Raw genomic sequence first — 24,306 nt, 5'->3', positions numbered from 1 at the left:
CGGGTCCGCCGCCGATCACCCGGGCAGCCTACGACCCCCGACGCTGCAGATTTGCGACATATTGCCTAATACGGGCGGAAGCGTTATTTTCTCACCAGTAGTTACTTAAGGGGCGACAATGGGCGAGCGGATCTCACCGGTCCAGGACGTGCGCAGGCACCACCTCCGGCTCGTGCTGCGCAGCCTGCGCGACGACGGCGTCCAGCCGCGCGCCGACCTCGCGCGGCGGCTCGGCCTGTCGGCCACCACCATGACCAAGGTCGTCGGCCAGCTCCTCGACGAGGGCCTGGTGGCCGAGGGCGCGGTGGAAGGGGCCGGCCAGCGGGTCGGCCGGCCGTCCACGGGCATCGGTATCAGGGCCGACGCGCGCCACGTCATCGGCGTACGGGTCGGCGCCGGCGCGGTCGAGCTCGGGCTGTGCGACCTCAGGGCCCGGGTGTCGCGGAGCGCGTCGTTCGCCTTCGACCCCGCCGAGCGGCCCGAGCGGGTGGTCGCCCGCATCGCCGAGGAGGCGTCCCTGCTGGCCGCTGACCTGCCCGACGGGCGGCTGCTCGGCGTGGGGGTCGCCGCCCCCGGCCCGGTGGACGGCGGCCACCGGCGCAACGTCCTGTCGGTCAACCTCGGCTGGCGCGACGTGCCCTTCGCCGACCTGCTGGAGCCCGCGCTCGGCGTCCCCGCGGTCGTTGACCACAACGTACGCGCCATGGCGCTCGCCGAGAGCCGCTACGGCGCGACCGGCGGCGCGGACCCCCTTCTCTACGTCCACGTCCGCACCGGCGTGGGCGCGGGGCTGGTGATCGGCGGGCAGCCGTTCCGGCCCGGCGCGTACGGCGTCACCGAGCTCGGCCACCTGCGCGTACGGGAGAAGGGCCGGACCTGCGCGTGCGGCGCGACCGGCTGCCTGGAGACCGTCGTGTCGGAGGCGTACCTCGCCGAACGGCTCGGCCGCCACTCGCCCGACCCGCTCGCCGAGCTGGACGACGAGCTGCTGGACGAGGTCGCCGACCACCTGACCACCGGCCTGGCCAGCGTGGTCAACCTGCTCAACCCCGAGCTGATCCTGCTCGGGGGCATCTTCCGCACCGCTCCCGAGCCGGTCTTCGACCGGGTGCGCGCCGCGCTGCGCGCCAAGGTGTTCCCCGTGCTGCGCGACATGGTACGGGTGGAGCGTCCGACCCTCGGCGGCGACGCCGGGGTCGTGGGCGGAGCCGCCGTCGCCCTGGACAGTTTCTTGTACGAAAGGTAGACAAAGTGGGAAATCGTGTGTTCGCTCCGCTGTCCGCGTTCGATCCGGTGGCGGGCTCCGTGGTTGTGGAGCCGGAGAAGGACGAGCCGGGCTACTGGAGCGGCGCGGCCGGAGTCCTGCACGACGGCGAGCGGTTCTGGCTCACCTACCGGCGGCGGCGGCCGAGGGGCGCCGAGGCCGAGCGGGGCTGGCAGTGCGCGGTGGCCGTCAGCGACGACGGCCTGCGGTTCACCGACGTGTGGAGCGTGCACAAGGACGAGCTCGGCACCCCCTCCATGGAACGCTTCTGCCTGATGCCGGTCAGCGGCGGCTACCGGCTCTACCTGTCGTACGTGGACCCCGCCGACAACCGGTGGCGCATCGACGCGCTCACCGCCGAGCACCCGTCGCGGTTCGACGTCACCCGGGCCCGGCCGGTCCTGACCGCGGCCTCCACCGGCGCCGAAGGGGTCAAGGACCCGTTCGTGCTGCGGGCCGGGCCGGTCACGTACCTGTTCGCCAGCTACGCCGCGCCCATGGACCGCCCGGACCCCGGGGCCCACGCCACCGCCGACATCTACAACGTCGGCGCGACCGTCCACCCGACCGGCCTGGCCACCAGCCTCGACGGCGAGTCGTTCACCTGGCGCGGCTCGGTCCTGCCCGTCGGCACCGGCTGGGACCGCTACCAGGCCCGGCTCAACAGCGTCGTCCCCGTGCCGGGCGGCGGCTACGTCGGCTTCTACGACGGCTCGGCCTCCCACACCGAGAACTACGAGGAACGCTGCGGCGTCGCCGTCTCCGCCGACCTGTTCTCCTGGCGGCGGCTGTCCGAGTACGGCCCCTGGGTCACCTCCCCGTACGGCACCGGCTCGGTCCGCTACCTCGACGCGCTCCTCCACGACGGCCACTGGTGGCTCTACTACGAGATGACCCGCGCCGACGGCGCGCATGAGCTGCGCGTCCACCGCGTCCCGGTGACCCGCACCGGCGGATGAACGGAGTCCGGGCGGCCGAATGAGCCGGACGCACCCCGCCCGCCCTACTACCCTCCTTGGGAAGGGCGTTGGTTGGGGGCGGAGGGATTGGTGACGGTCAACGGAGCGGCGAGCCCGCAGGCGGCGGCAGCGGCCGGCGGGGCGCAGGTGACCGGTGAGGTCGTCGGGCGGGTTCTCGGCACGCAGGCGGCCTCGCCGCTGTCGTTCTGGGTGGGCCTGGAGCCGGGCAGGGTGCTCCAGCTCGACGACGTGGTGGTGACCAGGCGGGAGGTGCCCGGCCACGGCCCGGTGCTGGTCGCGGGCGTGGTGACCACGGTCGAGGCCCGGCACGAGGGCGCCGCGTACGACTCCGACGTGTTCCTCATCGCCGACGGCGCGCTGCCGGCCGCCGTCGTCGAGGTGGCCGAGGTGCGGGTGACCCGGGTCGAGCCGGAGGTGTTCGTGCCGCCGCTGCCCGGCTCCCAGGTCTATCTGGCCGGCGCCGGCGACCGCGACCAGGCGCTCTACTTCGACGTCATGGAGCGCCGCATCCCGCTCGGCATGGGCCGCGACGGCCAGCCGCTCTACGTGAACTTCGACTTCCTCGACGGCACCCGCGGCGCCCACGTGTCGATCTCCGGCGTCTCGGGTGTGGCGACCAAGACCTCCTTCGCCACGTTCCTGCTCTACTCGATCTTCAACTCCGGCGTGCTCGACGCCGAGTCCGCCAACACCAAGGCGCTCATCTTCTCCGTCAAGGGCGAGGACCTGCTCTTCCTCGACCACGACAACACCCGCCTCGACCAGCGCGCCCGCGACGGCTACGCCCGGCTCGGGCTGCCCGCGCGGGCCTTCGGCAGCGTTCACGTCTTCGCGCCGCCCCGCCCCAACGACCCCAACGGCGTCCCGCACGTCGCCGCCCGCACGCAGGGCGTCAGCGCCTTCTACTGGACGCTGGTCGAGTTCTGCCAGGAGGAGCTGCTGCGCTTCGTCTTCGCCGACGCCGACGACGAGCGGGCCGGCTACTCCCTGCTCGTCGGGCAGGTCGCGGCCCGGCTGAAGTCGTGGGCCGAGCCGATCGGCGACGGCGGCGCCGTCCGCGTGCAGGGCACCACCTGCCGCACCTTCGCCGACCTCGTCGAGATGCTCTCCGACCAGCTCCAGGAGGAGGACAGCCGCAGGGACTGGACCGGCGCGCAGACCCCGCTCGGCACCGTCAACGCCTTCCTGCGCCGCCTGCGCAGCGCCGTGCGCCCGCTGTCCCCGATCGTCCGCGGCGACCTGCCCTTCTACCGCAGCCACTCGGTCAGCACCTCCGACGCCCAGGTCTCCATCGTCGACCTGCACAACCTGCCCGAACGGGCGCAGCGGTTCGTGGTCGGCGTGGTGCTGCGCGGCGAGTTCCACCGCAAGGAGTCCTCGGGCACCGCCAAGCCGCTGCTGTTCGTGGTGCTGGACGAGCTCAACAAGTACGCGCCGCGCGAGGGCGACTCCCCGATCAAGGAGATCCTGCTGGACGTCGCCGAGCGGGGCCGCTCGCTCGGCGTCATCCTCATCGGCGCCCAGCAGACCGCCTCCGAGGTGGAGCGGCGGATCGTCTCCAACAGCGCCGTCCGCGTCGCCGGGCGGCTCGACCCGGCCGAGGCCGCCCGCTCCGAGTACGGCTGGATGCCCCCGGCCGTCCGCGAGCGCGCCACGATCGCCAAGCCGGGCACCATGTTCGTGGCCCAGCCGGAGATCCCGGTGCCGCTGGCCGTGGCCTTCCCGTTCCCCGCCTGGGCCACCCGGCCCGCCGAGGCCGCGCCGCGCCCCAATGACAGGCCGGGCGACAGGACGGGCGCGAGGACGAGCGGCGACCCGTTCGAGGGCCTCCCGTCCGCCATCGAAGACGACATCCCGCCCTTCTGACGCACAGGTGGTTTCGTGAAGATCCTGCACACCGCGGACTGGCACGTGGGCAAGGTGCTCAAGGGCCGGTCCCGTCTCGACGAGCACCGGGAGGTGCTGCGCGAGCTGGTCGCCGCCGCCCGCACCCACGACGTGGACGCCGTCATCGTGGCCGGCGACCTCTTCGACACCTCCGCGCCCACGCCGGAGGCGCAGTCGCTGGTGCTGGGCGCGCTCATGGCGCTGCGCGGCGAGAACCGCGACGTCGTCGTGCTGGCGGGCAACCACGACAACGCGCAGCTCCTGGAGGTCTACCGGCCCGTGCTGGGCAAGCTCGGCCTGCACGTGGTCGGGGTCTTCCGCCGCCCCGACGCGGGCGGCACGCTCGCCTTCACGGCGCGCACGGGCGAGCCGGTGCGCCTCGCGGTGCTGCCGTTCCTGTCGCACCGCTACGTCGTACGCGCCGCCGAGGTGCTGACCGGCACCGCCGCCGAGCACAACCGCGACTACGCCTCCCGCATCGGCGAGCTGATCGGCGCGCTCACCGCCGGCTTCCACGGCGACACCGTCAACCTCGTCACCACCCACGGCACCCTGCCGGGCGGCGCGTTCGGCGGCGGCGAGCGCGAGGCCCAGTCGATCTTCTCGTACTACTTCGAGCCGACCGCCTTCCCCACCACCACCCAGTACGCCGCGCTCGGCCACCTCCACCGCCGCCAGCAGATCCCCGGCCCCTGCCCGATCTGGTACAGCGGCTCGCCGCTCAACGTCGACTTCGGCGAGGAGGGCAACGTGCCCGGCGCGCTGCTGGTCGAGGTCTCGCCCGGCCGGCCCGCCGTGGTCCGCGAGCTGCCCTGCTCCTCCGCCCGCCGGCTCCGCACCGTACGCGGCACGCTGGAGCAGCTGGAGGGCATCGACCCCGGCGACGACTGGCTGAAGGTGGTCGTGGAGGAGAAACCCCGCGTGGGGCTCGCCGACGACGTACGCGACCTGCTCGCCGGCGCCGCCGTGGACGTCATGCTGGACGAGAAGTTCCGCCCGGTGCCGGCCACCCGCCGGGCGGGCACGGCAGGCCGCAGCCCCCGCGAGCTGTTCCGCGACTACCTCGCCGCCACCGGACGCCACGACGACCAGGTGGCCGGCCTGTTCGACCGGCTCTACGACGAGGTGACCGGCTGATGCGCCCCCTGCTGCTCCACCTCGACCACTTCGGCAGCTTCCGCGACCCGGTGACCGTCGACTTCTCCGACACCGACTACTTCGCGCTCGTCGGCCCGACCGGCGCCGGCAAGAGCACGATCATCGACGCGGTCTGCTTCGCCCTCTACGGCACCGTGCCGCGCTGGGGCAGGGAGGGCGCGGTCGCGCACGCCCTCGCGCCGTCCGTCGCCGCCGGCAAGGTCGCGATGGTCTTCGACAGCGACGGCCGCCGCTACGGCGTGGTCCGCGCCATGGTGCGCGACGCCAAGGGCGCCGTACGCACCAAGGAGGCGCGGCTCGACGAGCTCGATCCGGCCGCGCCCCTGGAGCAGGCGTTCGAGGCCGTGGTCAAGCCGCTCGCCGAGGGCGAGGGCGTCACCCCCGAGGCGCAGCGGGTCACCGGCCTGGAATACCGCTTCTTCACCCAGTGCGTGGTGCTGCCGCAGGGCCGCTTCGCCGAGTTCCTGCACGCCGCCCCGCGCGAACGCCAGGACCTGCTGGTCCAGCTCCTCGACGCCGACGTGTACGAGCTGATCAGGCAGCGCGCCGCCCGCGAGGAGGACAGCGCCAGGCAGGAGGCGTCCTTCGCCCGCGACCAGCTCGCCAAGCTGTCCGGCGCGAGCGAGGAGGCCGAGCGGGAGCTGGCCGAGCGCATGGAGGCGCTGCGCCGGCTCTCCGACGCCATCGGCGCCGACCTCGACCTGCTGCGCGCCCGCGAGGGCGACATCCGCCGCGCCGAGCAGGAGCGGGCCGCCGTCGCCGAACGGCAGGCGGTGCTGGCCAGGCTGGCCATGCCGGAGGCCGTCCCCACCCTCGCCTCGGCCCGCCGCGCCGCCGCCGAGGCCGTCGAGACGCTGGCCCGCGAGGTCGCCACGCTGGAGGCCGACGAGCACGAGGCGTTCGAGGCGCTGGCCGCGCTGGGTGACCGCGGCGCGCCACGGGCGGAGCTGGCCGCGCTCGACGCCCGCGAACGCCTCGCCGCCGACGCGGCCCGCACCCGCGCCGAGGCCGAGGCCGCCGTCGCGGGCCTCGCGGGCCTCGCCGCCGCGGCCGAGACCGCCGAGCAGGCCGCCGGCGCCGCCGAGGAGGGGCGCGAACGCCTGCGCGACGCCCACGCCGCCGCCCACCTGGTGCACCGGCTGGCCGTCGGCGAGCCGTGCCCGGTCTGCCACCACCCGGTCGCCGAGCTGCCGCTGCACCGCTCGCCCGCCGACATGCGCACCGCCGACCGCGCCCTCGCGCAGGCGCGCGAGCAGGCCCAGCGCGCCCGCGCCGCGCACGCCAAGGCCGAGACGTCGGCGTCCCTGCTGGCCAGGCAGGCCGAAGGGCTGGAGTCTCAGCTCGCCGCGCTGCCCGCGCCCGGCGACCGCGCCGAGCTGGAGGCCAGGCTCGCGGAGATCGCCAAGGCCGACGCGGTGGCGGGGGAGGCCCGCGCCGCCGTACGCGCCGCCCGCGGCCGGCTGCAGCGCGCCCGCGACCACGCAGGCCAGGTCGAACACCAGACGGCGTCGGCCTGGCAGGCGCTGGAGTCCGCCCGCGACCGGCTCCTCGTCTCCGGCGGCCGGCTCGACCCCGTACAGGAGGAATCGTCGGGGGACGCGCCGCCGCCCCTCGTCCGTGACGACCTGCACCGGGCCTGGGAGAAGCTGCTCGCCTGGCGCGACCGGGCGGCGGAGGCCGCCCGCGCCGCCCTGGCCGCGCGGGAGAGACAGCTCGCCGAGGCCCGCGACCGGCTCGCCGCCGACCGCCGCAGGCTCGCCGAGCGCCTGGCCGAGCACGGCGTCGTCCCGCCCCGCGACGCCTCGCCCGACCAGCTCGGCGCCGCCGTCGCCGGCGCGCTCGCCCGCGCCGAGAGCGACCTCGACCGGCTCAGGGAGGAGCGCAGGCGCGCCGCCGACCTGGAGCAGCGGGTCGCCATGAAGGAGCACGAGGCCAAGGTCGCCCACGAGCTGGCGCTGCGGCTGCGCGCCAACGCCTTCGAGCGCTGGCTGTGCGCCGAGGCCCTGGCGGTGCTCGTCGCCACGGCCTCGGAGACGCTGCGCGAGCTGTCCGACGGCCAGTACGAGCTCGCGCTGGCCGACCGCACCGGCGACATCGAGGTCATCGACCACGCCGAGGCCGGCCTGCGGCGCAGCGCCCGCACCCTGTCCGGCGGCGAGACCTTCCAGGCCGCGCTCGCCCTCGCCCTCGCGCTGTCCGGAGCCGTCGCCAAGAGCCTCGACTCGATCTTCCTGGACGAGGGCTTCGGCACCCTCGACCCGGCCACCCTCGACACCGTCGCCACCACGCTCGAACGCCTGGCCGCCGGCCAGGACCGCATGATCGGCCTGGTCACCCACGTGCCCGCGCTGGCCGAACGGGTGCCGGTGCGCTTCGAGGTCAGCCGCGACGGCAAGGGCTCCCACGTCCGCAAGTCCGGGATCGCCCTGTGAGCGGCTTCACGGTCGACCCGTGGGACCCGGGCTACGCCGCCGCGCTCGCCGTCGAGAACATCGCCGAGCTGGGCGCCACCAGCGCCGAGCTGGTGCTCGACATCGAGCTCCAGCCCGACGCCTGGCAGCCGGTCACGCCCGCGCCCGACGCGGTCCCGCCCGGGACGCTGCTGGTCGCCGACGGGGTACGCCGCGTGGACGCCCGGGTCTGGGTCGAGGATCCGGGCGCGCCGATGCCGGTGCCGGGGATCGCGGCCTCGTACGCGGCCGGGATCGTCCGCTGCGGGCCGGAGGGCGCCGACCTGGCCGCGATCGAGGTCAACAGGACGCTCATCTCCGCCTCCCCGCACACCCCCGAGGTGAAGACGCCGCACGCCACCTACCACCCGAGCAAGGCCGCCGACGCCAGCTTCGAGGAGCTGTCCCTGGCGTTGCAGCGGCAGGTCACCCAGCTCGAAGTGGACCTGGCGGTGCGCCACCGCACCACGAGCGACGACCTGCTGCTGGTGGACGGGCCGCTGCGGGGCCGCACCCACCTGCCGCGCACGGTCGGCTACATCAAGACGCACCACACGGCCTACCTGCCGCCGCCGCAGTCCTCGGTGGTCGCGGCGCTCGCGCCGGGGCAGCGGACGCCGGTGTTCCTCATGGGCACGAGCTGGCGGCGGCACGCCTGGTATGTCCGGCTGCCGGTGCGCTCCTCCGCCCCGTGGGCGGGGGTGGCGCGTTGCGAGGCGAGCGCCGAGCTGGAGCCCGCCCAGGTCGTACGGCTCGCGGACGCGGTGACCCTGGCGCTGCCGCCGCTCGCCGGCGTCGACTACAAGGACCCGCGGGCGCCGCAGAACCTCGTGCCGATCGGCGGCCTGGAGAAGCTGCTGCGCCACCACCTGGGCGACGCCCGCCTGCTCTACCGCTCGCTGCGCACCGCCGCCCTCGGCTAGCCGATCGAGCGGGTCACGGGCACTTCGCGCGCATCTTGGGGCTGTAGCCGTTGTGGACGACGTACTTGCTGCCGGCGTAGTACCTGACCTGGCCCTGCAGGCGGTAGGTGAAGGTGGTGCCCCGCTTGCAGCCCTTGTACAGCGTCTTCTTGCCGGCGCCATACCAGGAGGCGCTGGAGATCTGCTGCCAGCCCCACCAGCGCTTGCGCTGGAGCATGATCTTGATTTCCTGGTTGCGGGAGCAGCCGATCGCCCAGCCGGTCGCGGCCACGTGTCCCTTGCGCATCTCCGGACGGTACACGCGCACCTGGCTGCAGGACGCCGCCGCGGTGCTGGTCGCCGCGGCGGCCGTGGTGGCGGAGGTCTGGGCGGCGGTCCGAGTGGCGGCCTGGGCGGGGGCGCCGGCGGTCAGAGCCGCGGCGGCGACCGCCGCACCGAGGACCATCGTGTTGAGCGTTCGCATCGGGTTCTCCTTGGTGCTCGTCGTACTGGACACCGCGAAGGTAGCCAGGCCGATGTTGAGAACCTGTGGAGCGCCCGTTGAGCGGACGAGCGGCTAGACCGCGAAGATCTGCGTGTCGTCGGCGAACGCCTTGAACTCCAGGGCGTTGCCCGCCGGGTCGAGCAGGAACATCGTCCACTGCTCGCCCGGCAGGCCCGGGAAGCGCAGGTAAGGCTCGATGACGAACGTGACGCCGGCCGCGCGGAACCGCTCCGCCAGCCGGTGGAACTCCGGGATCGTCAGGATCAGCCCGAAATGCGGCACCGGCACGTCGTGCCCGTCCACCGGGTTGCGCGCCCGTTCCCCGGCGGTGCTGGGCGCGAGGTGGGTGACGAACTGGTGCCCGTGCAGGTTCCAGTCGATCCACCTGTCGGAGCTGCGGCCCTGGGCGCAGCCGATGAGCTCGCCGTAGAAGTGCCGGGCGGCGTCGAGATCGTCGACGGGCACGGCCAGGTGGAAGCGGGGGATCGAGGGAGCGGACATGAGCGACTTCCTCCCGTGCGTTTCCGCGATCACTACCCGCACCCCGGACCCGGTACCCCGATTCTGTCGGCCCGGCCTGGCAGGGTGGTGCCCGCGCAACGTGAGACGCGAGGGAGAAAGGCGACCGAGGTGAGTGATCGACCAGATGAGAGCCCGCCGGTGCTGCACGTGCTGCTGGTGCGTTACACCGCGTCGTCCGCCGAGGTCGCCCCGCACGTCCCCGGCCATGTCGCCTACCTCAGGCGGTGGCATGCCGACGGAACGTTCCTGCTGTCCGGACAGACGGTGCCGGACGACCTCGGCGGTGTGATCCTCGCCGTCGGCGACCGGGAGCGGGTCGAGCGGGCGGCGGCCGAGGATCCGTTCGCGACGGCGGGCGTGGCGGCCTACGATATTGTCACCGTCGAGGCCGGGCGGGCCGACGCGACGCTGCGGGCGCTGCTCGGCGGGGCCTGACAAGCCGGTCATGGGCTGGCGCGGGGGAGGGTGGCGGTGACGACGAGGCCGCCGTCCTCGCGGGGGCGGGCGCTCACGTCGCCGCCGTGCGCCACCGCGATCGAGCGTACGATCGACAGCCCGAGCCCCGCGCTGCGCGCCGTCACCACCCGCTCGGCGCCGTGCCGGTGGAAGGGCTTGAAGAGCGGCGGCACCTCGTACGGCGGCACCTCCGGCCCGGTGTTGCTGACCTCGACCTGCGCCCCGCCGTCCGCCACGGTACGGCTCACCACCCGCACCCACCCGCTCCCGTCGTCCAGGTTGTACCTGATGCCGTTCTCGACCAGGTTGTGCACCAGCCGTTCGAGGAGCAGGGCGTCCCCGGTGACGGGCGCCTGGCCGGCCACCTCGTACACCGTGACCTTGGCCGCGGCGGCGTCGCCGGCCGTCTGCCGGACCACGTGCGTCACCACGTCGGCGAGGTCGACCGGCGAGCGGTCGGCGATCTCCTGCTCCGAGCGGGCCAGCAGCAGCAGGCCCGAGATGAGCCGTTCGTGCCGGGCGTTGATCTCCAGCAGGCTCTCGCCCAGCTCCTTGACGTCCGGCGAGGCCGTACGCCGGTGCATGGCCAGCTCGACCAGCGCCCGGTTGAGCGTGAGCGGCGTACGCAGCTCGTGGGAGGCGTTCGCGACGAACCTGCGCTGCCCGTCGAAGGAGTGGTCCAGCCGCTCGACCATCGTGTCGAAGGTGTCGGCGAGCCGCTTGACCTCGTCCGCCGGGCCCTCCAGCGCGATCCGCTCGTGCAGCCCGCGCTCGGCCATGGGGGCGGCGGCGATCCGGCGGGCGGTGTCGGTGACGCGGTGCAGCGGGGCCAGCATCCGCCCGGCCACCACCCATCCGAACGCCACCGCCGCCCCGCCGACCACGGTCAGCGCGAGCACGCCCTGCGCGAGCAGCGAGGTGCCGGCCGCCCCGCGCAGCTCCAGCTCCTGCCGCCGCAGCCACTCGACGGCCGCGTCCCCGGTGAGCCGTATGTCGCCCTCGGCGATGAAGAACTGCTTGGCCCGGCCGGGCGGGGCGGCGAACCGCTCCTCGAACGACCGCGTGAGCTGCTGGTTGAACAGCACGTACGTCACCCCGAGCAGGGCCAGCCCGGCCACCAGGAAGATCGCGCCGTACCCGAGGGTGAGCCGCAGCCGCAACGTCCGCGGCCCGCGTGGCCTCCAGCGTCCGGTCATCCGATGCGGTACCCCACTCCCTGCACGGTCTCGATCACGGCCGGCTCGGCGAGCTTGCGGCGCAGCTTGAGCACGGTGAGCCGGACCGCCCCGGTGAACGGGTCGGCGTGCTCGTCCCACGCCTTCTCCAGCAGGTGCTCGGCCGAGACCACGCCGCCCTGCGCCCGCAGCAGCTCGGCGAGCACCGCGAACTCCTTCCTCGCCAGCGGCACGAACCGCCCGTCCCTGAAGACCTCGCGGCGCGCCGGGTCGAGCGTGATCCCGGCCCGGCGCAGCACCGGCGGCGCGGCGGGCCGCGAGCGCCGGCCGAGTGCCAGCACCCGCGCGGCCAGCTCGGGGAACGCGAACGGCTTCGGCAGATAGTCGTCGGCCCCGAGCGACAGCCCCGTCACCCGGTCGTCGAGCTGGGCCGCGGCGGTCAGCATGAGCACCCGCGCGGCCGAGTCGGAGGCCACCAGCTCCTTGCACACGTCGTCGCCGTGCACGCGCGGCAGGTCGCGGTCCAGCACGACCACGTCGTAGTCGTTGACGGCGAGGCGTTCGAGCGCGGCCTCGCCGTCGTGCGCCAGGTCGACCGCGTGCGTCTCCTCGCGCAGCCACTCGGCTATCGCGTCGGCGAGCACGTGCTCGTCCTCGACCACCAGCACCCGCATGGCTTCTCTCCGGCCCTTCCTGTCGGCTACGAGCCGAGTGTGACTCAGACGGCGTTCGGCGGAGGTAAGCGGCCGGAGCCGGACGCAGGAAACGCGGAGGAAACAGCCCGGCCTATTGCATCTCCCTCCGAACACCCACATGCCGTACCAACCAGATGGGGGAGACCACTCATGCGAGGACGAGTCCGCAGCGCCCTGGCCGCCGCGCCCGTCGCGTTCGCCCTGCTCCTGACCGGCTGCGCCGCCCGCGACGACGGCGGCTCCGAGGTGGCGTCGGTCACCGGCACCCAGGCCGCGACCAGCGCGTCGCCGAGCGTCGATCCGCAGGAGAAGGGCATCAAGTACGCCCAGTGCATGCGCGAGCACGGCATCGACATGGCCGACCCCGAGCCGGGCAAGGGCGTCATGCTCAAGATCGGTCCCGGCACGCCGAGGGAGAAGGTCGAGCAGGCCCAGCAGGCGTGCAAGGAGTGGGCCCCGATCGGGCGGGACCAGGGCGGCGGCGACCCCAAGCGCGCCGAGGCGCTGCGCAAGGTGGCGCAGTGCATGCGGGACAACGGCGTCGAGAAGTACCCGGACCCCGAGGGCGGCATGATGCGCATCACCCGCGACGTCGGCGACGACCCCGACTTCAAGACCGCCCAGGAGAAGTGCCAGAAGGAGATGGCCGAGGCCGGCATGGGAGGTCTGGGATGAGAGGCCGCCTGTTCGCCGGGCTGCTGGTCGTACTGGCCGCCACGGGCGGCGCCTTCGTCACGCTCAACGCCGCCGGCCCGCTGGCGGGCGGCGCCGGCCCGACCGGCACGGCCGCGATCCTGCCCCCGGCCACCACCCCGGTGACCAGGCAGACCCTGGACGACACCGTGGACGCCGACGGCGAGCTCGGCTACGGCCCGGTCACCGGCGCCGTGGCCCGGCGGCCTGGCACGATCACGTGGCTGCCCGCGAGCGGCGCGCGGATCACCCGGGGCCGCTCGCTCTACCGCGTGGACGACCAGCCCGTGACCCTCATGTACGGCGACACGCCCGCCTACCGCGACCTCAGGGTCGGCACGGAGGGCGCGGACGTCGCGAACCTGGAGCGCAACCTCCGCCGCCTCGGCTACGACGGCTTCACCGTGGACGACGAGTACACCTACGGCACGGCCGCGGCCGTCAGGGAGTGGCAGGCCGACCGCGGCCTGGAGGAGACCGGGGTGGTGGAGCTGGGGCGGGTCGTGTTCGCGCCCGGGAAGGTGCGCGTGGAGAGCCTGGAGGCCGAGAAGGGCCAGCCGGCCCAGCCGGGACAGAAAGTGCTGACCTACACGGGAACGTCCAAGGTCGTCACCGCCGAGCTGGACGCCGAGGACCAGCGGATGGCGCGGAAGGGCACCAAGGTCCGGGTCACGCTCCCCGACGGCACGACCGTGCCGGGCACGGTCACCGAGGTCGCCACGGTCATCAAGCCGGGCGACGGCCAGGGAGCCGACCCCGAGACCCGGGTCGAGGCCCTGGTCTCCCTGCGGTCCGCCAAGGCCGCCAAGGCCGCCGCGGGTCTGGACAAGGCGGCGGTGGACGTCACCTTCACCGCCTCGCGGCGCGAGAACGTGCTCACCGTGCCGGTCGCGGCGCTGGTCGCGCTGCGGGAGGGCGGGTTCGGGCTGCAGGTCGTCGAGGGCGGCTCGGCCCGGTACGTCGCCGTCGAGACCGGCCTGTTCTCCGGCGGCCGGGTCGAGGTCAAGGGCGAGGGGCTGAGCGAGGGCATGACCGTGGGGATGCCGCGATGACGTACCCGATGATCGCCCTGACGGAGGTGTCCCGCGCCTACCCCGGCGGGGTGGCGGCGCTGCGCGCGGTGTCGCTGCGCGTCGAGCACGGCGAGCTGGTCGCGGTCGTCGGCCCGTCGGGGTCGGGCAAGTCCACGCTGCTCAACGTCGTCGGCACCCTCGACCGGCCGACCTCCGGCGCCGTCCGCCTCGACGGCCACGACGTGGCGGCGCTCTCCGACGGCCGGCTGTCGGCGCTGCGCGCGACCACGATCGGCTTCGTCTTCCAGCACTTCCACCTGGCCGCCAGGGTACCCGCGCTGGACAACGTGGCCGACGGGCTCCTCTACACGGGCCTGCGCCGGTCCGAACGCCGCCGCCGGGCCGCCGACGCGCTGGAACGCGTGGGGCTGGGGCATCGCCTGGACCACGAGCCGCACGAGCTGTCCGGCGGGGAGCGCCAGCGGGTCGCGATCGCCCGCGCGGTGGCCGGCGAGCCGCCGCTCCTGCTGGCCGACGAGCCGACCGGCGCGCTGGACTCGGTGTCCGGCGCGGGCGTGATGGACCTGCTGCGCGAGCTCAACGCGGCCGGCACGACCATCGTGATCATCACGCACGACCACGAGATCGCGGGCAGCCTGCCCCGGCAGGTGAGCATGCGCGACGGCCGGATCGTCGCCGACTCCGCCGCGGGCGTCCTCGCGACGGAGGGGCGGGTGACCCGATGATGCCGGTGAGGACGCCGCCGGCGCCCGCCAGGATGCGGCCGGGGGACGTCGTGCGGGTCGGCGCGGTCGGCCTGCGCACCCGCCCGCTGCGGGCGTTCCTGTCCGCGCTGGGCATCGCCATCGGGATCGCGGCCATGGTCGGCGTGGTCGGGCTCTCGTCCTCCTCCGGGGCCGAGCTCGACCGTACGCTCTCCGCCCTCGGCACCAACCTGCTCACGGTCTCCGCCGGCAACACGCTGACGGGGGAGGCGGCACGGCTGCCGGTGGAGGCCGAGGCCATGATCGAGCGCGTCGGGCCGGTGCAGGCGGTCTCGTCGGTCGGCAAGATCCCCGAGGCGAAGGTCTACCGCTCCGAGCGGATCCCCGAGGTCCAGACCGGCGGGCTCAGCACGTACGCGGCCCGCCTCGACCTGCCCGCCACGATCGGCGCGACCCTGCGCGACGGCATCTGGCTCAACGCGGCCACCGAGCGCCATCCCGCCGCCGTGCTCGGCGCGTCGGCGGCGCGGCGGCTCGGCGTCGGCGCGGCCGGCCCGGACACGCAGGTCGTCGTCGGCGGCGTGCGCTTCACCGTGGTCGGCGTGCTGAACCCGGTGGCCCTCGCCACCGACCTCGACAACGGCGTGCTGGTCGGCTGGCCGGTCGCGGAGAAGCGGCTGGGCTTCGACGGGCATCCGACGACCCTCTACACCCGCGCGGAGGAGGCCGGGCTGGAGGCGGTACGCGAGGTCCTGGCCGGCACCGCCAACCCGGAGGCGCCGAACGAGGTGGACGTCTCCCGCCCGTCCGACGCGCTGGCCGCCAAGCAGGCCACCAGCCAGGCCTTCGCCGGCCTCCTGCTGGGCGTGGGCGCGGTGGCGCTGCTGGTGGGCGGGGTCGGCGTGGCCAACACGATGGTCATCTCCGTCCTGGAGCGCCGGGCCGAGATCGGCCTGCGCCGATCGCTGGGGGCGACCAGGGGGCAGGTCCGTACGCAGTTCCTGGCGGAGTCGCTGCTCCTGTCGCTGCTCGGCGGGGCCGGCGGCGTCCTGCTGGGCACGGCGGTGACCACGGGGTACGCGCTCTACAGCGGCTGGCCCCCGGTGGTGCCCGCCTGGGCGACGGCGGGCGGCCTCGTGGCGACGCTGGCGATCGGCGCGGTGGCGGGGCTCTATCCGGCCGTACGGGCCTCGCGCCTCTCGCCGACCGAGGCCCTCTCCACCCCGTGAGAAGACGGGGCTCAGGAGGCCGCGTAGCAGGTGGTCGTGCCGACCAGGCGGACGCCCGTGCCGCGGGCGACGGTCAGCTCGAACGTCAGCAACGTCCTGGGGTCGCGCAGCACCGTCACGTCCTGGCGGCCGTCGCGCAGGTCCAGGTCGTCGGCGATCTCGTCGTAGCCCATGGCCTGGAGCTTCTCCCGCAGGCCGGAGGAGGCGTCCACCCGCTCGCTCTCCGCCCGCAGCGATCCGCGTACCTCGCCGGGCACGCAGGCGCCGTCGTCGATCCGCTGCGGCGCGGAGCGGCGCAGGCCGGAGGAGTCGAGGAGGAGGTCGGCGTCGGCGACGAGCCGGCTGGTGGCCTCGTCGAGCGTCGGAAGGCCACGGCCCGCCGTGCACGCGCTGATCGCCGCGGCGCAGACGAGCGCCACGGAGGCTGCGTAACGGCGGGTACGCATGTTCCGGACCTTACCTGAGGCCCCGCGCCTTCGGCAGGGGCCCGGGCGGGACGGGCGGAGTCAGCGGATGATCGACTTGAGCCGGTTGACCAGGTGGTGGTCCTCCACGCAACGGCCGAGCCCGAGTGCCACCGAGTACAGAGGCCGCTCCGCCCGCCGTACCGGCATGCACAGCGCCGCGCGCAGCCGCCGGCCCAGGCCGCGCAGCAGCGCGCCGCCCCCCACCAGCACCGCGCCGCGCTCCCCGAGGTCGGCCACCAGCTCGGGAGGGCACCCCTCGACGGTCCCGACGGCGGCCCGCACGATGGCCTCGACCGGCTGCCGCGTCGCCTCGTAGATGAGCTGTACGGGCAGCGACACGACCCGCTCCCTGCCCGTCTCGGCGTCCCGCCCCTGGACCGTCACGTGCCGCTGCAGCGGCTTCCAGTCGGTGCCGGCCCGGCGCTTGGCCTCCTCCGCCTCGGCCTCGTCGAGCAGCAGCCCGTGCTCGCGCTCGACCATGCGGGCGATGGCGAGGTTCATGGCCCGGCCCCCGACGGGCACCGTCGCCGAGGCCACCACCGCGCCGTGGGACAGGACGGCCACGCGGGCCACGTCCCGCCCGATGTCGATGACCATCCGCCCGATGCCGTCCCTCACCTGCACGCCCGCGCCCAGTGCCGCCGCGAGCCCGTGCGGGACGAGCAGGAGCCCGCGGGCCTCGGCGTCGTAGGCCACGTCCCGCAGCGCCGCCCTGTCGATGGGCGTGGCGCCCTCCGGCAGCGCCATGACCAGGTGTGGACGGGCCGCGAAGGGCCGCCGGTGCACCTTGCGCAGGAAGTGCCTGACCAGCCGCCGGGTCAGCTCGCCGTCGGCCGGCAGGCCCGCGCTGACGGGCCAGCAGGTCTCGTGACCGCCCGCGGGGTCGCCCTCCGCGCCGTACTCCACGATCTTGCCTGTCCTGGCGTCGCGGACGACGGCGGAGGGCTCGTCCAGGACGATGCCCTTGCGCTTGACGTAGATCCGGGTGCGCGCGGCCCCCAGATCCACTGCCAGGTCCAGGCCGAGGATACTCATGCCTGTCCAGGTGATATGTCCACCATGTCGGGATTTGTATCCGCTAGCACCTCAACCCAACACCACGAACAGAACGGTTCCCCTTTACCCGGTGCGCGGGGTCGTCAGGAAGCGGCTGAGGACACGGCCTTGACCTCCTCCAGCCCGCGCCCAGGTCGAGCACCGAGCCGCCGGCCGGCACCTGGCCGGCCACATCTTGTAGACCTCGACCCTGACTCCGCGGAGCCGCGCCGTCAGGAGCAAGATTGACGCCGGTTTCGCGTCGTAAGGGACCTCGTGCGAAGCTGGGGATGTCCCAACACCATGGAGGTCCTCAATGGCGGAATCACCGGAGCCGGAAGTCAGCGAAACTCCCGAGGACGAGATGAAGCGCAAGTTCCGCGAGGCGCTTGATCGCAAGCGTGGCCAGCAGGCGGCCGGCGGCGCGGGTGGCAGGGGCGGCGATCCGTCGAAGATCCACGGCACGCACGGCCCGGCCGCGAACAAGCGATCCTTCCGGCGCAAGAGCGGCGGCTGAGTCAGACACGTCCGGCAGGTCCAGGGGGGCGCGGTTATTCCGCGCCTCCCTTTTTCTTTGCGCGCGCCCAGGTAGATCTTTTGTCCGATTCATGACGATTCGTTTGCGTTCGTCCTGACTTGCGTGGTTTAGTCTTGCCATTCAACCAGCCGAATCCCGAACCACTCGGGAACCGGGGACCCACTTCGTTGGGGTGAATCCGGCAGCACGCCGGTAGGGCATCTCCTCGCCCGAACCCGTCAGCTAACCCGGTAGGCGTGATGGAGAGGACCCCCGCATGTCGTACCGCGTCACACCCCCGGACGCCGGCTCCCCACCGGTCGAGACCCCCGAGAGCGTAGTGTCGGCCGCCCGCTGAGCGGCCCTTCACCCCAGGCTCGTTTCCGCGCTCCGCGCAGCCTCCCCCGTCAGGTGTTCATTCCCGGCTGCGCCTTTCTCCCCTGAGCGCGTGTCCCTGCCCCCTCGCAAAGGACTCACTGCTTCATGTCTGCCCACTTTGGCCTGCGCTCCTGCGCCGTGCTCGCCGCCTGCTCGTTCGGCGTGCTCACCGCCGTCTCCACCCCCGCCCACGCCGACACCGACGAGCAGATCCTGCTCAAGGGCTCGACCACCGCCTCCTACTTCTGGGACGACGCCTCCGGCAGGGCCGGGGACACGGGCCTGCCGGCCAGCGGCAAGCCCATGCAGAAGGGCCTGGCCGCCAGCCCGAGCTGGCCCCTGCTGACCGAGGGCTACGTCATCTACAAGGGCAAGAAGATGCCCTTCTTCGTGGGCGACCGCGGCCCCGGCATCCCCTCCAACCGGGGCATCATGCTCGACCTGGACGCCAAGACGTTCGCCGAGCTGACCGGCGGCAGGTTCAACCCCTCCACCCTGTACGTCGACGGCAACGGCGGCCAGGGCCACATCAAGGTCGACTACGTCATCACCAAGTGGGGCCCCGGCGTCGGCAAGAAGAACTACCCGGTCCCGTTCTCCACCGGCGCCTGGTCCCGCCGTGACAACAACCCGGCCAAGCCCCCGAAGGTCGAGGAGAAGCCGGAGACGACGCAGACCGCGCAGCCGGCGAAGGCGGCCCAGCGCCCCGAGACGCAGACGCAGACGCGCGACCAGGCCGGCGGTTCCGCCGGCGGCGCGAACGTCCAGCTCGCCGCCGGCAAGGCCGTGCCCGCCCGCGCGGCCGAGACCGAGCGGACGAGCACCGGCACGGGCGGCGCCATGCTGTGGTTCGCGCTGGCCCTGGCCGGCGGGGCCGTGGTGGCCGGCGGCGGACGCCTCCGGCGGCTGATCAAGCGCTGACATCCGCCCCGGACGCTTTACGTCACCGGACCAGAATGAGATTCTGGCCCGGTGACGACCCGCGTAGCCGCCAACGGCATCGACATCGCCTACGAGAGCTTCGGCGCCCCGGGAGGCCGCCCGCTGCTCCTCATCATGGGTCTCGGCGCCCAGCTCATCCACTGGGACGAAGGGCTCTGCGAGCTCCTGGCCGAGCAGGGACACCACGTGGTCCGGTTCGACAACCGCGACGCGGGGCTGTCCACACACTTCGGCGAGGCGGGGGTGCCCGGTCCTGGCACGGCTCCGCCGTACCTGCTGGACGACATGGCCGACGACACCGCCGGCCTCATGGACGCCCTCGGCTGGCCGCAGGCCCACGTGGTGGGCGCCTCGATGGGCGGGATGATCGCCCAGACGCTGGCCATCCGCCACCCGGAGCGCGTGCTGACCCTCACCTCGATCATGTCCACGCCCGGTCCGGAGGTCGCGCCGCCGACGGCGGAGGCCGCCGCGATCCTCATGGCCCGGCCGCCCGCCGACCGCGACGGGGTGCTGGAGCAGGCCGTACGGACCTGGTCGGTGATCGGCTCGCCCGGCTACGACCTGGACCACGAGCGCATCACCACCCTCGCCGGCCTGGCCTACGATCGCTGCTTCGACCCGGCGGGCACCGGCCGCCAGCTCGCCGCCATCATGGCCTCGGGCAGCCGCGTCGAGGCGCTCGGCCGGCTGGACGTGCCCACCCTCGTGGTGCACGGCGAGGCGGACCAGCTCGTCCCCCTGGCCGGCGGCCAGGCCACGGCGGCGGCCATCCCGGGCGCCCGGCTGGTGACGTACCCGGGCATGGGGCACGACCTGCCGCGCGCGCTCTGGCCCGACCTCGTGGCCGAGATCACCAAGCTCACCACCGCCTGAACGCGCCGCGGCCCGCGCCCCCCGTCATGGGGCGCGGGCCGCGCCGGTGGTCAGACCTCCAGCTTCTCCTCGATGGCCCGGAGCTGGTGCCGGGACATCGCCAGGTTGGCCCGGGCGCGGTCGAGGGCGAGGTAGAGGAACAGCCCCTTGCCGCCGCGTCCGGTGATCGGGCGGATGATGTGGTACTGGCCGCCCAGGGTGATGAGGATGTCCTCGATGCTGTCCTTGAGGCCCAGCGAGTCCATCGTGCGCAGCTTGGCCTTGACGACCTCGGTGTTCCCCGCGGCGGCGACCTGGAGGTCCAGGTCCTTCGATCCGCCGAGGGTGCCCAGCGCCATGCCGCTGCCGTAGTCGACGACCGCCGCTCCGACCGCGCCGTCGATGGTCATCATCTCCTTGAGAGAGACGTCCATGCCCGCCATGACTCCTCCTTCTCTGCCGGGTTCGGGTTCACTGCTTGTGTGCTGCGACGGCCGCCACGGCGGCGGCCGTCTTCCTGCCCTCCAGCCGCAGGAGCCCGACGTTCGCGCCGGGTCCGGCCAGGACTGTGAGGACGACGGTGGGGCCGGCCGCGTAGAAGGCCACGAAGCCGGCGGTGCCGGAGATCAGCGTCTCCTCGAAGGCGCCGTGCTGCGTCATGATCAGCATGCGCCTGCTCATGGCGAGCAGGGCCGCGGCGAGGGCCGCCGCCTGCTCGCCGATCTCGTCGGGCAGGTCGCAGGCCACCTGCAGGCCGTCCACGGTGCAGGCGACGCTCCCGCGCACGTCCGGCGTACGCTCGCGCAGGAGCCGCATCTCCTCCAGGATCTCGTGCGTCGGTTCCACCCGTGGCCTCCTCCTGAGTGAGGGAAACCTCACGACAGCTCCTCTAGCGCTTTCTTCAGCCGCAACAGCAGCGCTATATCGGTCGGGTCCCCCGTGACGGGCGGCCCGGCGGGCAGCCGCGGGGCCTCCGGATGGTGCGGCGGCCGCGGCAGCTCGCCGCGGGCCCGCCTGGGCAGCGTCCGCTCGTCGCCGGCGGACAGCGGGTCAGGGTCCTGGCCCGGCGGACCATCGGGCGGGTCCGGCGGGCAGAGCAGGCCGGCGGCGGCCAGCCGGCGCACCGCCAGCAGCACCGAGTAGCCCGACCGCCCGATCTGCTTGGCCAGCTCCAGCGGGGTCGCCCTCCGGTCGGCCTGGACGAGCACCTCCCACTGGACCCGGTCGAGCGTCACCGCCTGCCCGGCCAGGGCGGTGGCCGGGCGCACCGGGCTGGTGTCGACGTCGGCCGAGGGCCAGATCCCGGCGAGCTGGGCCCGCCGCCTGGCGCACTCGCGCACCAGCCCCGCCACGTCGAAGAACCACTGCCCGCCCAGCCAGTGCTCCTCGCCCGGGCGGAACTTGGGCCGGGTCCCGCTCATCGGCAGCAGGAAGAAGGCCGCGTCGAGCACCACGCCGAGCACGGCGTACTGGAGCTCTCCCTGGGTGATGGAGCCCTCCCGCAGCAGCCGGTCGCGGCCTCCGTCGGACTGCGCGCCGCGCAGCGCCGCCTCCGACATGCGTCCCCTGGCGGTGAGCAGCCGCTCGAAGCTCGGGGTGTGGGCGCACTCCATGTACGTCACGCGCCCGTCCGACAGGAAGATCGTGCCGCTCCGGCCGACCCGCAGTGCGCCTGTCGAGCGCTCTCGGGCGAGCCCGGCGAGGAGGGAGTCCAGCTTGGTCATGGCTCACGTCGTCAGACGGCCGGCGATGGACTGGAGACGGTGCCGGGCCAGGGCGAGGTTGGCTCGCTCCAGGTCGAGGCGTACGTAGATGACGAGCGGCCCCTCGAAGACGGTCTCCATCAGCCGGAGCAGATGGTGGCCCTTGTCCGTGGTGACCATCATGTCGTCGATGCGTACGACGTCACCGGGACAGGTGCGGGCGAGCCCGTCGGAGGTGGCGCGCAGCGCCTCGGTGAGCGCGGCGGCCGAGCGGTCGGCGTCGACGCCGGACGCCTGGCTGAAGGCCACGGCCATGCCGCTGGTGTGGTCGACCAGCATGGCGTCCAGCGCGCCTGGTATGGCCATGACCTCTGCCAGGCAGGTGTCGATTCCGAGCACGGGACCTCCCTCGCCATCGGTGGGACGGAGACAGCGTAGAGGTACGGAACCGCCGCGAAGCGTGATCAGTCGCTGGAGTTAATGTTTTGTACGGCGATGGCGGAGAAAAACAACACCAGTACAGATAATTATTTGATTTACGAGAATTTCTCGCGGCAACGGAGGATTTCCGAGACGTGCCGCTCGGCCCATTCGGCCACCACGGACAGCGGCCCGTGCAGCGAGCGCCCGAGGTCCGTCAGCGTGTACTCCACCCGCGGCGGGACCTCCGCGAACACCTTCCGCGTCAGCAGTCCGTCCTGCTCCATCGCGCGCAGCGTCTGGGTGAGCACCTTCGGCGTGACGCCGCCGATCCGGGTCCGCAACTGGGTGAAGCGCATCGGCCCGTCACGGAGGCTGAGCAGCACCAACATGGACCATTTATCGCCGATGCGGTCCAGAACCACGCGGGTCGGGCATTGGGGGTCGAATACGTCACCGGTATCCACAAGGTACTTATAGCACGATGAAGTAACCAGTATCCAACGGATACTGTTGGCCCATGAAGATCCTTGTCTTTGGCGCGACCGGCATGATCGGGCAGCGCATCGTCGCGGAGCTGACCGGCCGCGGGCACGAGGTCACCGGCGTCAGCCGCTCGGGCGGCCCGGTCAAGGGCGACGTCCGTGACACCGCCACCCTGGCCAAGGGGCACGACGCGATCGTGCTCGCCATCTCACCGCCGCGCGACGGCAGCGACCCGGAGGGCCCGTTCCTGGAGGCCAACCGCGCGGTCATCGACGGCGCCCGCGAGGCCGGCACGCGGCGGCTGATCGCCGTCGGCGGTGCCGGCAGCCTCAAGGCGCCCTCGGGCGAGGACCTGGTCGACACGCCCGGCTTCCCGGAGATCTACAAAAAGGAGGCGATGGCCGGGCGGCAGGCCCTCGGTCTCTACCGCCAGGTGGACGACCTCGACTGGACCTACATCTCGCCGGCCGCCGAGATCGCGCCTGGCGAGCGCACCGGCGTCTATCGCATCGGCCGCGAGGACCTGCTCGCCGACGCCGACGGCCGCAGCTTCATCACGGCCGAGGACTACGCGGTCGCCGTCGCCGACGAGCTGGAGCGCGACGCCCACCCGCGCACCCGCATCACGGTCGCCTACTGATCACTCGTCCGGTTCGTCCGGGATCAGCGCCTTCTCGTCGGGCTTGTGCACGAGCACGTTGTCCACGTACGACTTCACGGCCGTGGCGAGCCCGACGTCGGCGCCCGCCTGCTCGGACAGATACCAGCGGTGGTCGAGGATCTCGTGGAAGATCTGCGCGGGCTCCAGCTTCCCACGCAGCCCGGCCGGGATCGCGTCCACCGTCGGGTTGAACACCTCGGCCAGCCACCGGTGCGCCACGATGGCCTCGTCCTCGTGCCGCAGGCCCTTCGCCACCCGGAAGCCGTCGAGGTCGTTGAGCAGCCGCCTGGCCTGGTTCTCCTCGACGTCGAGGCCGGTCAGCCTGAGCAGCCGCCGCTGGTGGTGCCCGGCGTCCACGACCTTCGGCCGGACGATGAGCCGGCCGGTGCCGACCTTGCGCCGCACCATCATCTCGGCCACGTCGAAGCCGAGCAGGTTGAGCCGCCGGACGCGCTGCTCCACGCGGTGCCAGTCCAGCTCCTCGATGATCTCGCTGTCGTTGAGCTCGGCCCAGAGGCGGTGGTAGCGGGCCACGATGTCCTCGGCGGTCTCCATGGGGTCGATCGACGGGTGCAGCAGCCCGCCGGCCTCCAGGTCCAGCATCTCGCCGAAGATGTTGGTGTGGGCCACGTCGATGTCGGTCAGCCGCTGGCCCTCGCTGATCATCGGGTGCAGCTCGCCGGTCTCGGCGTCCACCAGATAGGCCGCGAACGCCCCCGCGTCCCGGCGGAAGAGCGTGTTGGACAGCGAGCAGTCGCCCCAGTAGAAGCCGTTGAGGTGCAGCCGCACCAGCAGCACGGCCAGGGCGTCCAGCAGGCGGGTGAGCGTGTCGGGGCGCAGGGTGCCCGACATGACCGCGCGGTAGGGCAGCGAGAACTGCAGGTGCCGGGTGATCAGCGCGGCGTCGAGGCCGTCGTCCCTGCCGGTGACGTACGCGACCGGCTCGACCGACGGCGCGTCGAGCCTGGCCAGGTCCCAGAGGAGCTGGTACTCCCGCCTGGCGTAGCGCTCGCTGATCTCCTTGATCGCGTACACCTTGCCGCCGAGCCGGGCGAAGCGCACGATGTGCCGGGAGATGCCGCGCGGCAGATCCACCAGATGGTGCTGCGGCCAGTCTTCGAGAGGGACGTCCCAGGGGAGGCGGAGCAGGTCGGGATCGCCGAGCGCGCCAGTGATCTGGAGGGGCAT

27 protein-coding genes and 1 riboswitch are annotated in these 24,306 nt (G+C 73.3%); of the genes, 15 read left to right on the top strand and 12 right to left on the bottom strand.

From position 1 onward, the window contains the following. Positions 1 to 118 precede the first annotated feature (118 nt). The 6 genes from BMW85_RS06540 to BMW85_RS06515 all read left to right on the top strand — a co-directional run bounded on the left by BMW85_RS06540 (position 119) and on the right by BMW85_RS06515 (position 8,662). Positions 119 to 1,246, top strand: a complete 1,128-nt coding sequence (locus tag BMW85_RS06540) for an ROK family transcriptional regulator (RefSeq protein ID WP_218155687.1) — start codon at positions 119 to 121, stop codon at positions 1,244 to 1,246. 5 nt (positions 1,247 to 1,251) lie between these two features. Continuing rightward, positions 1,252 to 2,223, top strand: a complete 972-nt coding sequence (locus tag BMW85_RS06535) for a glycoside hydrolase family protein (protein WP_245774657.1) — start codon at positions 1,252 to 1,254, stop codon at positions 2,221 to 2,223. 90 nt (positions 2,224 to 2,313) lie between these two features. Continuing rightward, positions 2,314 to 4,110, top strand: coding sequence for an ATP-binding protein (locus BMW85_RS06530; RefSeq protein ID WP_218155686.1), 1,797 nt, complete (start codon positions 2,314 to 2,316; stop codon positions 4,108 to 4,110). 15 nt (positions 4,111 to 4,125) lie between these two features. Further along, on the top strand, positions 4,126 to 5,268 hold the full coding sequence (locus BMW85_RS06525) for an exonuclease SbcCD subunit D (RefSeq protein WP_091078138.1): 1,143 nt from the start codon (positions 4,126 to 4,128) through the stop codon (positions 5,266 to 5,268). After that, positions 5,268 to 7,721 carry an AAA family ATPase gene (locus tag BMW85_RS06520; RefSeq protein ID WP_091078135.1) on the top strand — a complete coding sequence of 818 codons (2,454 nt, stop codon included), beginning with the start codon at positions 5,268 to 5,270 and terminating at the stop codon, positions 7,719 to 7,721. Before BMW85_RS06525 ends, BMW85_RS06520 begins: the two co-directional genes overlap by 1 nt. Beyond that, positions 7,718 to 8,662, top strand: a complete 945-nt coding sequence (locus BMW85_RS06515) for a hypothetical protein (RefSeq protein WP_091078132.1) — start codon at positions 7,718 to 7,720, stop codon at positions 8,660 to 8,662. The genes BMW85_RS06520 and BMW85_RS06515 overlap by 4 nt, the downstream gene beginning before the upstream one ends. A gap of 13 nt (positions 8,663 to 8,675) precedes the next feature. On the opposite strand, the gene BMW85_RS06510 is transcribed toward BMW85_RS06515, so the two are convergent. Further along, the gene (locus tag BMW85_RS06510) at positions 8,676 to 9,125 is read right to left on the bottom strand and encodes a hypothetical protein (RefSeq protein ID WP_091078131.1); all 450 of its coding nucleotides are present in this window, start codon (positions 9,123 to 9,125) and stop codon (positions 8,676 to 8,678) included. Positions 9,126 to 9,218: 93 nt separating this feature from the next. Next, entirely contained in the window at positions 9,219 to 9,647 is a 429-nt protein-coding gene (locus tag BMW85_RS06505; RefSeq protein WP_091078128.1) for a VOC family protein, read from the bottom strand. A gap of 129 nt (positions 9,648 to 9,776) precedes the next feature. On the opposite strand from BMW85_RS06505, the gene BMW85_RS06500 reads away from it, so the two are divergent. Next, complete coding sequence (locus BMW85_RS06500; protein ID WP_218155685.1) at positions 9,777 to 10,103, top strand: YciI family protein; 327 nt, start codon at positions 9,777 to 9,779, stop codon at positions 10,101 to 10,103. An 8-nt stretch (positions 10,104 to 10,111) separates the two neighbouring features. Here BMW85_RS06500 and BMW85_RS06495 read toward each other — a convergent pair whose 3' ends face one another. Together BMW85_RS06495 and BMW85_RS06490 are read right to left on the bottom strand one after the other, a co-directional pair. Next, positions 10,112 to 11,320 carry a sensor histidine kinase gene (locus tag BMW85_RS06495; RefSeq protein ID WP_091078124.1) on the bottom strand — a complete coding sequence of 403 codons (1,209 nt, stop codon included), beginning with the start codon at positions 11,318 to 11,320 and terminating at the stop codon, positions 10,112 to 10,114. Then, positions 11,317 to 11,973: a response regulator transcription factor gene (locus BMW85_RS06490; RefSeq protein ID WP_091078122.1), complete on the bottom strand. Its 657-nt coding sequence runs from the start codon at positions 11,971 to 11,973 to the stop codon at positions 11,317 to 11,319. The genes BMW85_RS06495 and BMW85_RS06490 overlap by 4 nt, the downstream gene beginning before the upstream one ends. A 171-nt stretch (positions 11,974 to 12,144) precedes the next feature. Here BMW85_RS06490 and BMW85_RS06485 point away from each other — a divergent pair, with 171 nt between their 5' ends. Genes BMW85_RS06485 through BMW85_RS06470 form a run of 4 tightly spaced genes read left to right on the top strand, consistent with a single transcriptional unit; the run spans position 12,145 to position 15,654 of the window. Continuing rightward, entirely contained in the window at positions 12,145 to 12,669 is a 525-nt protein-coding gene (locus BMW85_RS06485; RefSeq protein WP_091078120.1) for a hypothetical protein, read from the top strand. Next, entirely contained in the window at positions 12,666 to 13,739 is a 1,074-nt protein-coding gene (locus BMW85_RS06480; protein ID WP_091078118.1) for an efflux RND transporter periplasmic adaptor subunit, read from the top strand. Before BMW85_RS06485 ends, BMW85_RS06480 begins: the two co-directional genes overlap by 4 nt. After that, complete coding sequence (locus BMW85_RS06475; protein WP_091078115.1) at positions 13,736 to 14,446, top strand: ABC transporter ATP-binding protein; 711 nt, start codon at positions 13,736 to 13,738, stop codon at positions 14,444 to 14,446. Before BMW85_RS06480 ends, BMW85_RS06475 begins: the two co-directional genes overlap by 4 nt. After that, positions 14,446 to 15,654, top strand: coding sequence for an ABC transporter permease (locus BMW85_RS06470; RefSeq protein WP_091078924.1), 1,209 nt, complete (start codon positions 14,446 to 14,448; stop codon positions 15,652 to 15,654). The genes BMW85_RS06475 and BMW85_RS06470 overlap by 1 nt, the downstream gene beginning before the upstream one ends. Positions 15,655 to 15,665: 11 nt before the next feature. On the opposite strand, the gene BMW85_RS06465 is transcribed toward BMW85_RS06470, so the two are convergent. Next, positions 15,666 to 16,100 (bottom strand): hypothetical protein, encoded by a 435-nt coding sequence (locus BMW85_RS06465; protein WP_143082116.1) that lies wholly within the window; start codon positions 16,098 to 16,100, stop codon positions 15,666 to 15,668. 60 nt (positions 16,101 to 16,160) lie between these two features. Continuing rightward, a complete protein-coding gene (locus BMW85_RS06460) occupies positions 16,161 to 17,156 on the bottom strand; it encodes a rod shape-determining protein (RefSeq protein WP_091078110.1) in 996 nt (331 codons plus the stop codon). Positions 17,157 to 17,472: 316 nt separating this feature from the next. On the opposite strand from BMW85_RS06460, the gene BMW85_RS06455 reads away from it, so the two are divergent. From BMW85_RS06455 to BMW85_RS06445, 3 genes are all read left to right on the top strand, one after another. Beyond that, positions 17,473 to 17,673 (top strand): DUF5302 domain-containing protein, encoded by a 201-nt coding sequence (locus tag BMW85_RS06455; RefSeq protein WP_091078109.1) that lies wholly within the window; start codon positions 17,473 to 17,475, stop codon positions 17,671 to 17,673. A gap of 137 nt (positions 17,674 to 17,810) precedes the next feature. Continuing rightward, a riboswitch (cyclic di-AMP (ydaO/yuaA leader) is annotated at positions 17,811 to 17,946 on the top strand. 210 nt (positions 17,947 to 18,156) lie between these two features. After that, entirely contained in the window at positions 18,157 to 18,972 is an 816-nt protein-coding gene (locus BMW85_RS52290; RefSeq protein WP_342743382.1) for a hypothetical protein, read from the top strand. A 51-nt stretch (positions 18,973 to 19,023) separates the two neighbouring features. Next, complete coding sequence (locus tag BMW85_RS06445) at positions 19,024 to 19,869, top strand: alpha/beta fold hydrolase (RefSeq protein ID WP_091078106.1); 846 nt, start codon at positions 19,024 to 19,026, stop codon at positions 19,867 to 19,869. A 50-nt stretch (positions 19,870 to 19,919) separates the two neighbouring features. On the opposite strand, the gene BMW85_RS06440 is transcribed toward BMW85_RS06445, so the two are convergent. The 5 genes from BMW85_RS06440 to BMW85_RS06420 form a co-directional block, all read right to left on the bottom strand. Continuing rightward, a complete protein-coding gene (locus tag BMW85_RS06440) occupies positions 19,920 to 20,291 on the bottom strand; it encodes a hypothetical protein (protein ID WP_091078105.1) in 372 nt (123 codons plus the stop codon). Positions 20,292 to 20,319: 28 nt separating this feature from the next. Then, the gene (locus tag BMW85_RS06435; protein ID WP_091078102.1) at positions 20,320 to 20,694 is read right to left on the bottom strand and encodes a roadblock/LC7 domain-containing protein; all 375 of its coding nucleotides are present in this window, start codon (positions 20,692 to 20,694) and stop codon (positions 20,320 to 20,322) included. Positions 20,695 to 20,723: 29 nt separating this feature from the next. Further along, positions 20,724 to 21,572 (bottom strand): hypothetical protein, encoded by an 849-nt coding sequence (locus BMW85_RS06430; RefSeq protein WP_091078100.1) that lies wholly within the window; start codon positions 21,570 to 21,572, stop codon positions 20,724 to 20,726. Positions 21,573 to 21,575: 3 nt separating this feature from the next. Next, complete coding sequence (locus BMW85_RS06425; protein WP_091078097.1) at positions 21,576 to 21,950, bottom strand: roadblock/LC7 domain-containing protein; 375 nt, start codon at positions 21,948 to 21,950, stop codon at positions 21,576 to 21,578. Between the two features lie 137 nt (positions 21,951 to 22,087). Continuing rightward, entirely contained in the window at positions 22,088 to 22,438 is a 351-nt protein-coding gene (locus BMW85_RS06420) for a winged helix-turn-helix transcriptional regulator (RefSeq protein ID WP_091078094.1), read from the bottom strand. A gap of 53 nt (positions 22,439 to 22,491) precedes the next feature. Here BMW85_RS06420 and BMW85_RS06415 point away from each other — a divergent pair, with 53 nt between their 5' ends. Then, a complete protein-coding gene (locus BMW85_RS06415; protein WP_091078093.1) occupies positions 22,492 to 23,097 on the top strand; it encodes an NAD(P)-dependent oxidoreductase in 606 nt (201 codons plus the stop codon). Here BMW85_RS06415 and BMW85_RS06410 read toward each other — a convergent pair whose 3' ends face one another. Continuing rightward, entirely contained in the window at positions 23,098 to 24,306 is a 1,209-nt protein-coding gene (locus BMW85_RS06410; protein WP_091078090.1) for a DUF4032 domain-containing protein, read from the bottom strand. It lies immediately after the preceding gene.

Origin of the sequence: Nonomuraea wenchangensis, assembly GCF_900111685.1 — a bacterium.
Classification (GTDB): Bacteria; Actinomycetota; Actinomycetes; order Streptosporangiales; family Streptosporangiaceae; genus Nonomuraea; species Nonomuraea wenchangensis.
This window is presented reverse-complemented; position numbering and strand designations above follow the sequence as displayed.

What these genes read in the sequence shown, in the direction of transcription:
- BMW85_RS06415 (WP_091078093.1), top strand. Translation starts at nt 22,492, where the DNA reads ATGAAGATCCTTGTCTTTGGCGCGACCGGCATGATCGGGCAGCGCATC.
- BMW85_RS06410 (WP_091078090.1), bottom strand. Translation starts at nt 24,306, where the DNA reads ATGCCCCTCCAGATCACTGGCGCGCTCGGCGATCCCGACCTGCTCCGC.
- BMW85_RS06440 (WP_091078105.1), bottom strand. Translation starts at nt 20,291, where the DNA reads ATGGCGGGCATGGACGTCTCTCTCAAGGAGATGATGACCATCGACGGC.
- BMW85_RS06480 (WP_091078118.1), top strand. Translation starts at nt 12,666, where the DNA reads ATGAGAGGCCGCCTGTTCGCCGGGCTGCTGGTCGTACTGGCCGCCACG.
- BMW85_RS06455 (WP_091078109.1), top strand. Translation starts at nt 17,473, where the DNA reads ATGGCGGAATCACCGGAGCCGGAAGTCAGCGAAACTCCCGAGGACGAG.
- BMW85_RS06505 (WP_091078128.1), bottom strand. Translation starts at nt 9,647, where the DNA reads ATGTCCGCTCCCTCGATCCCCCGCTTCCACCTGGCCGTGCCCGTCGAC.
- BMW85_RS52290 (WP_342743382.1), top strand. Translation starts at nt 18,157, where the DNA reads ATGTCTGCCCACTTTGGCCTGCGCTCCTGCGCCGTGCTCGCCGCCTGC.
- BMW85_RS06520 (WP_091078135.1), top strand. Translation starts at nt 5,268, where the DNA reads ATGCGCCCCCTGCTGCTCCACCTCGACCACTTCGGCAGCTTCCGCGAC.
- BMW85_RS06470 (WP_091078924.1), top strand. Translation starts at nt 14,446, where the DNA reads ATGCCGGTGAGGACGCCGCCGGCGCCCGCCAGGATGCGGCCGGGGGAC.
- BMW85_RS06475 (WP_091078115.1), top strand. Translation starts at nt 13,736, where the DNA reads ATGACGTACCCGATGATCGCCCTGACGGAGGTGTCCCGCGCCTACCCC.
- BMW85_RS06540 (WP_218155687.1), top strand. Translation starts at nt 119, where the DNA reads ATGGGCGAGCGGATCTCACCGGTCCAGGACGTGCGCAGGCACCACCTC.
- BMW85_RS06465 (WP_143082116.1), bottom strand. Translation starts at nt 16,100, where the DNA reads ATGCGTACCCGCCGTTACGCAGCCTCCGTGGCGCTCGTCTGCGCCGCG.
- BMW85_RS06485 (WP_091078120.1), top strand. Translation starts at nt 12,145, where the DNA reads ATGCGAGGACGAGTCCGCAGCGCCCTGGCCGCCGCGCCCGTCGCGTTC.
- BMW85_RS06430 (WP_091078100.1), bottom strand. Translation starts at nt 21,572, where the DNA reads ATGACCAAGCTGGACTCCCTCCTCGCCGGGCTCGCCCGAGAGCGCTCG.
- BMW85_RS06460 (WP_091078110.1), bottom strand. Translation starts at nt 17,156, where the DNA reads ATGAGTATCCTCGGCCTGGACCTGGCAGTGGATCTGGGGGCCGCGCGC.
- BMW85_RS06495 (WP_091078124.1), bottom strand. Translation starts at nt 11,320, where the DNA reads ATGACCGGACGCTGGAGGCCACGCGGGCCGCGGACGTTGCGGCTGCGG.
- BMW85_RS06510 (WP_091078131.1), bottom strand. Translation starts at nt 9,125, where the DNA reads ATGCGAACGCTCAACACGATGGTCCTCGGTGCGGCGGTCGCCGCCGCG.
- BMW85_RS06490 (WP_091078122.1), bottom strand. Translation starts at nt 11,973, where the DNA reads ATGCGGGTGCTGGTGGTCGAGGACGAGCACGTGCTCGCCGACGCGATA.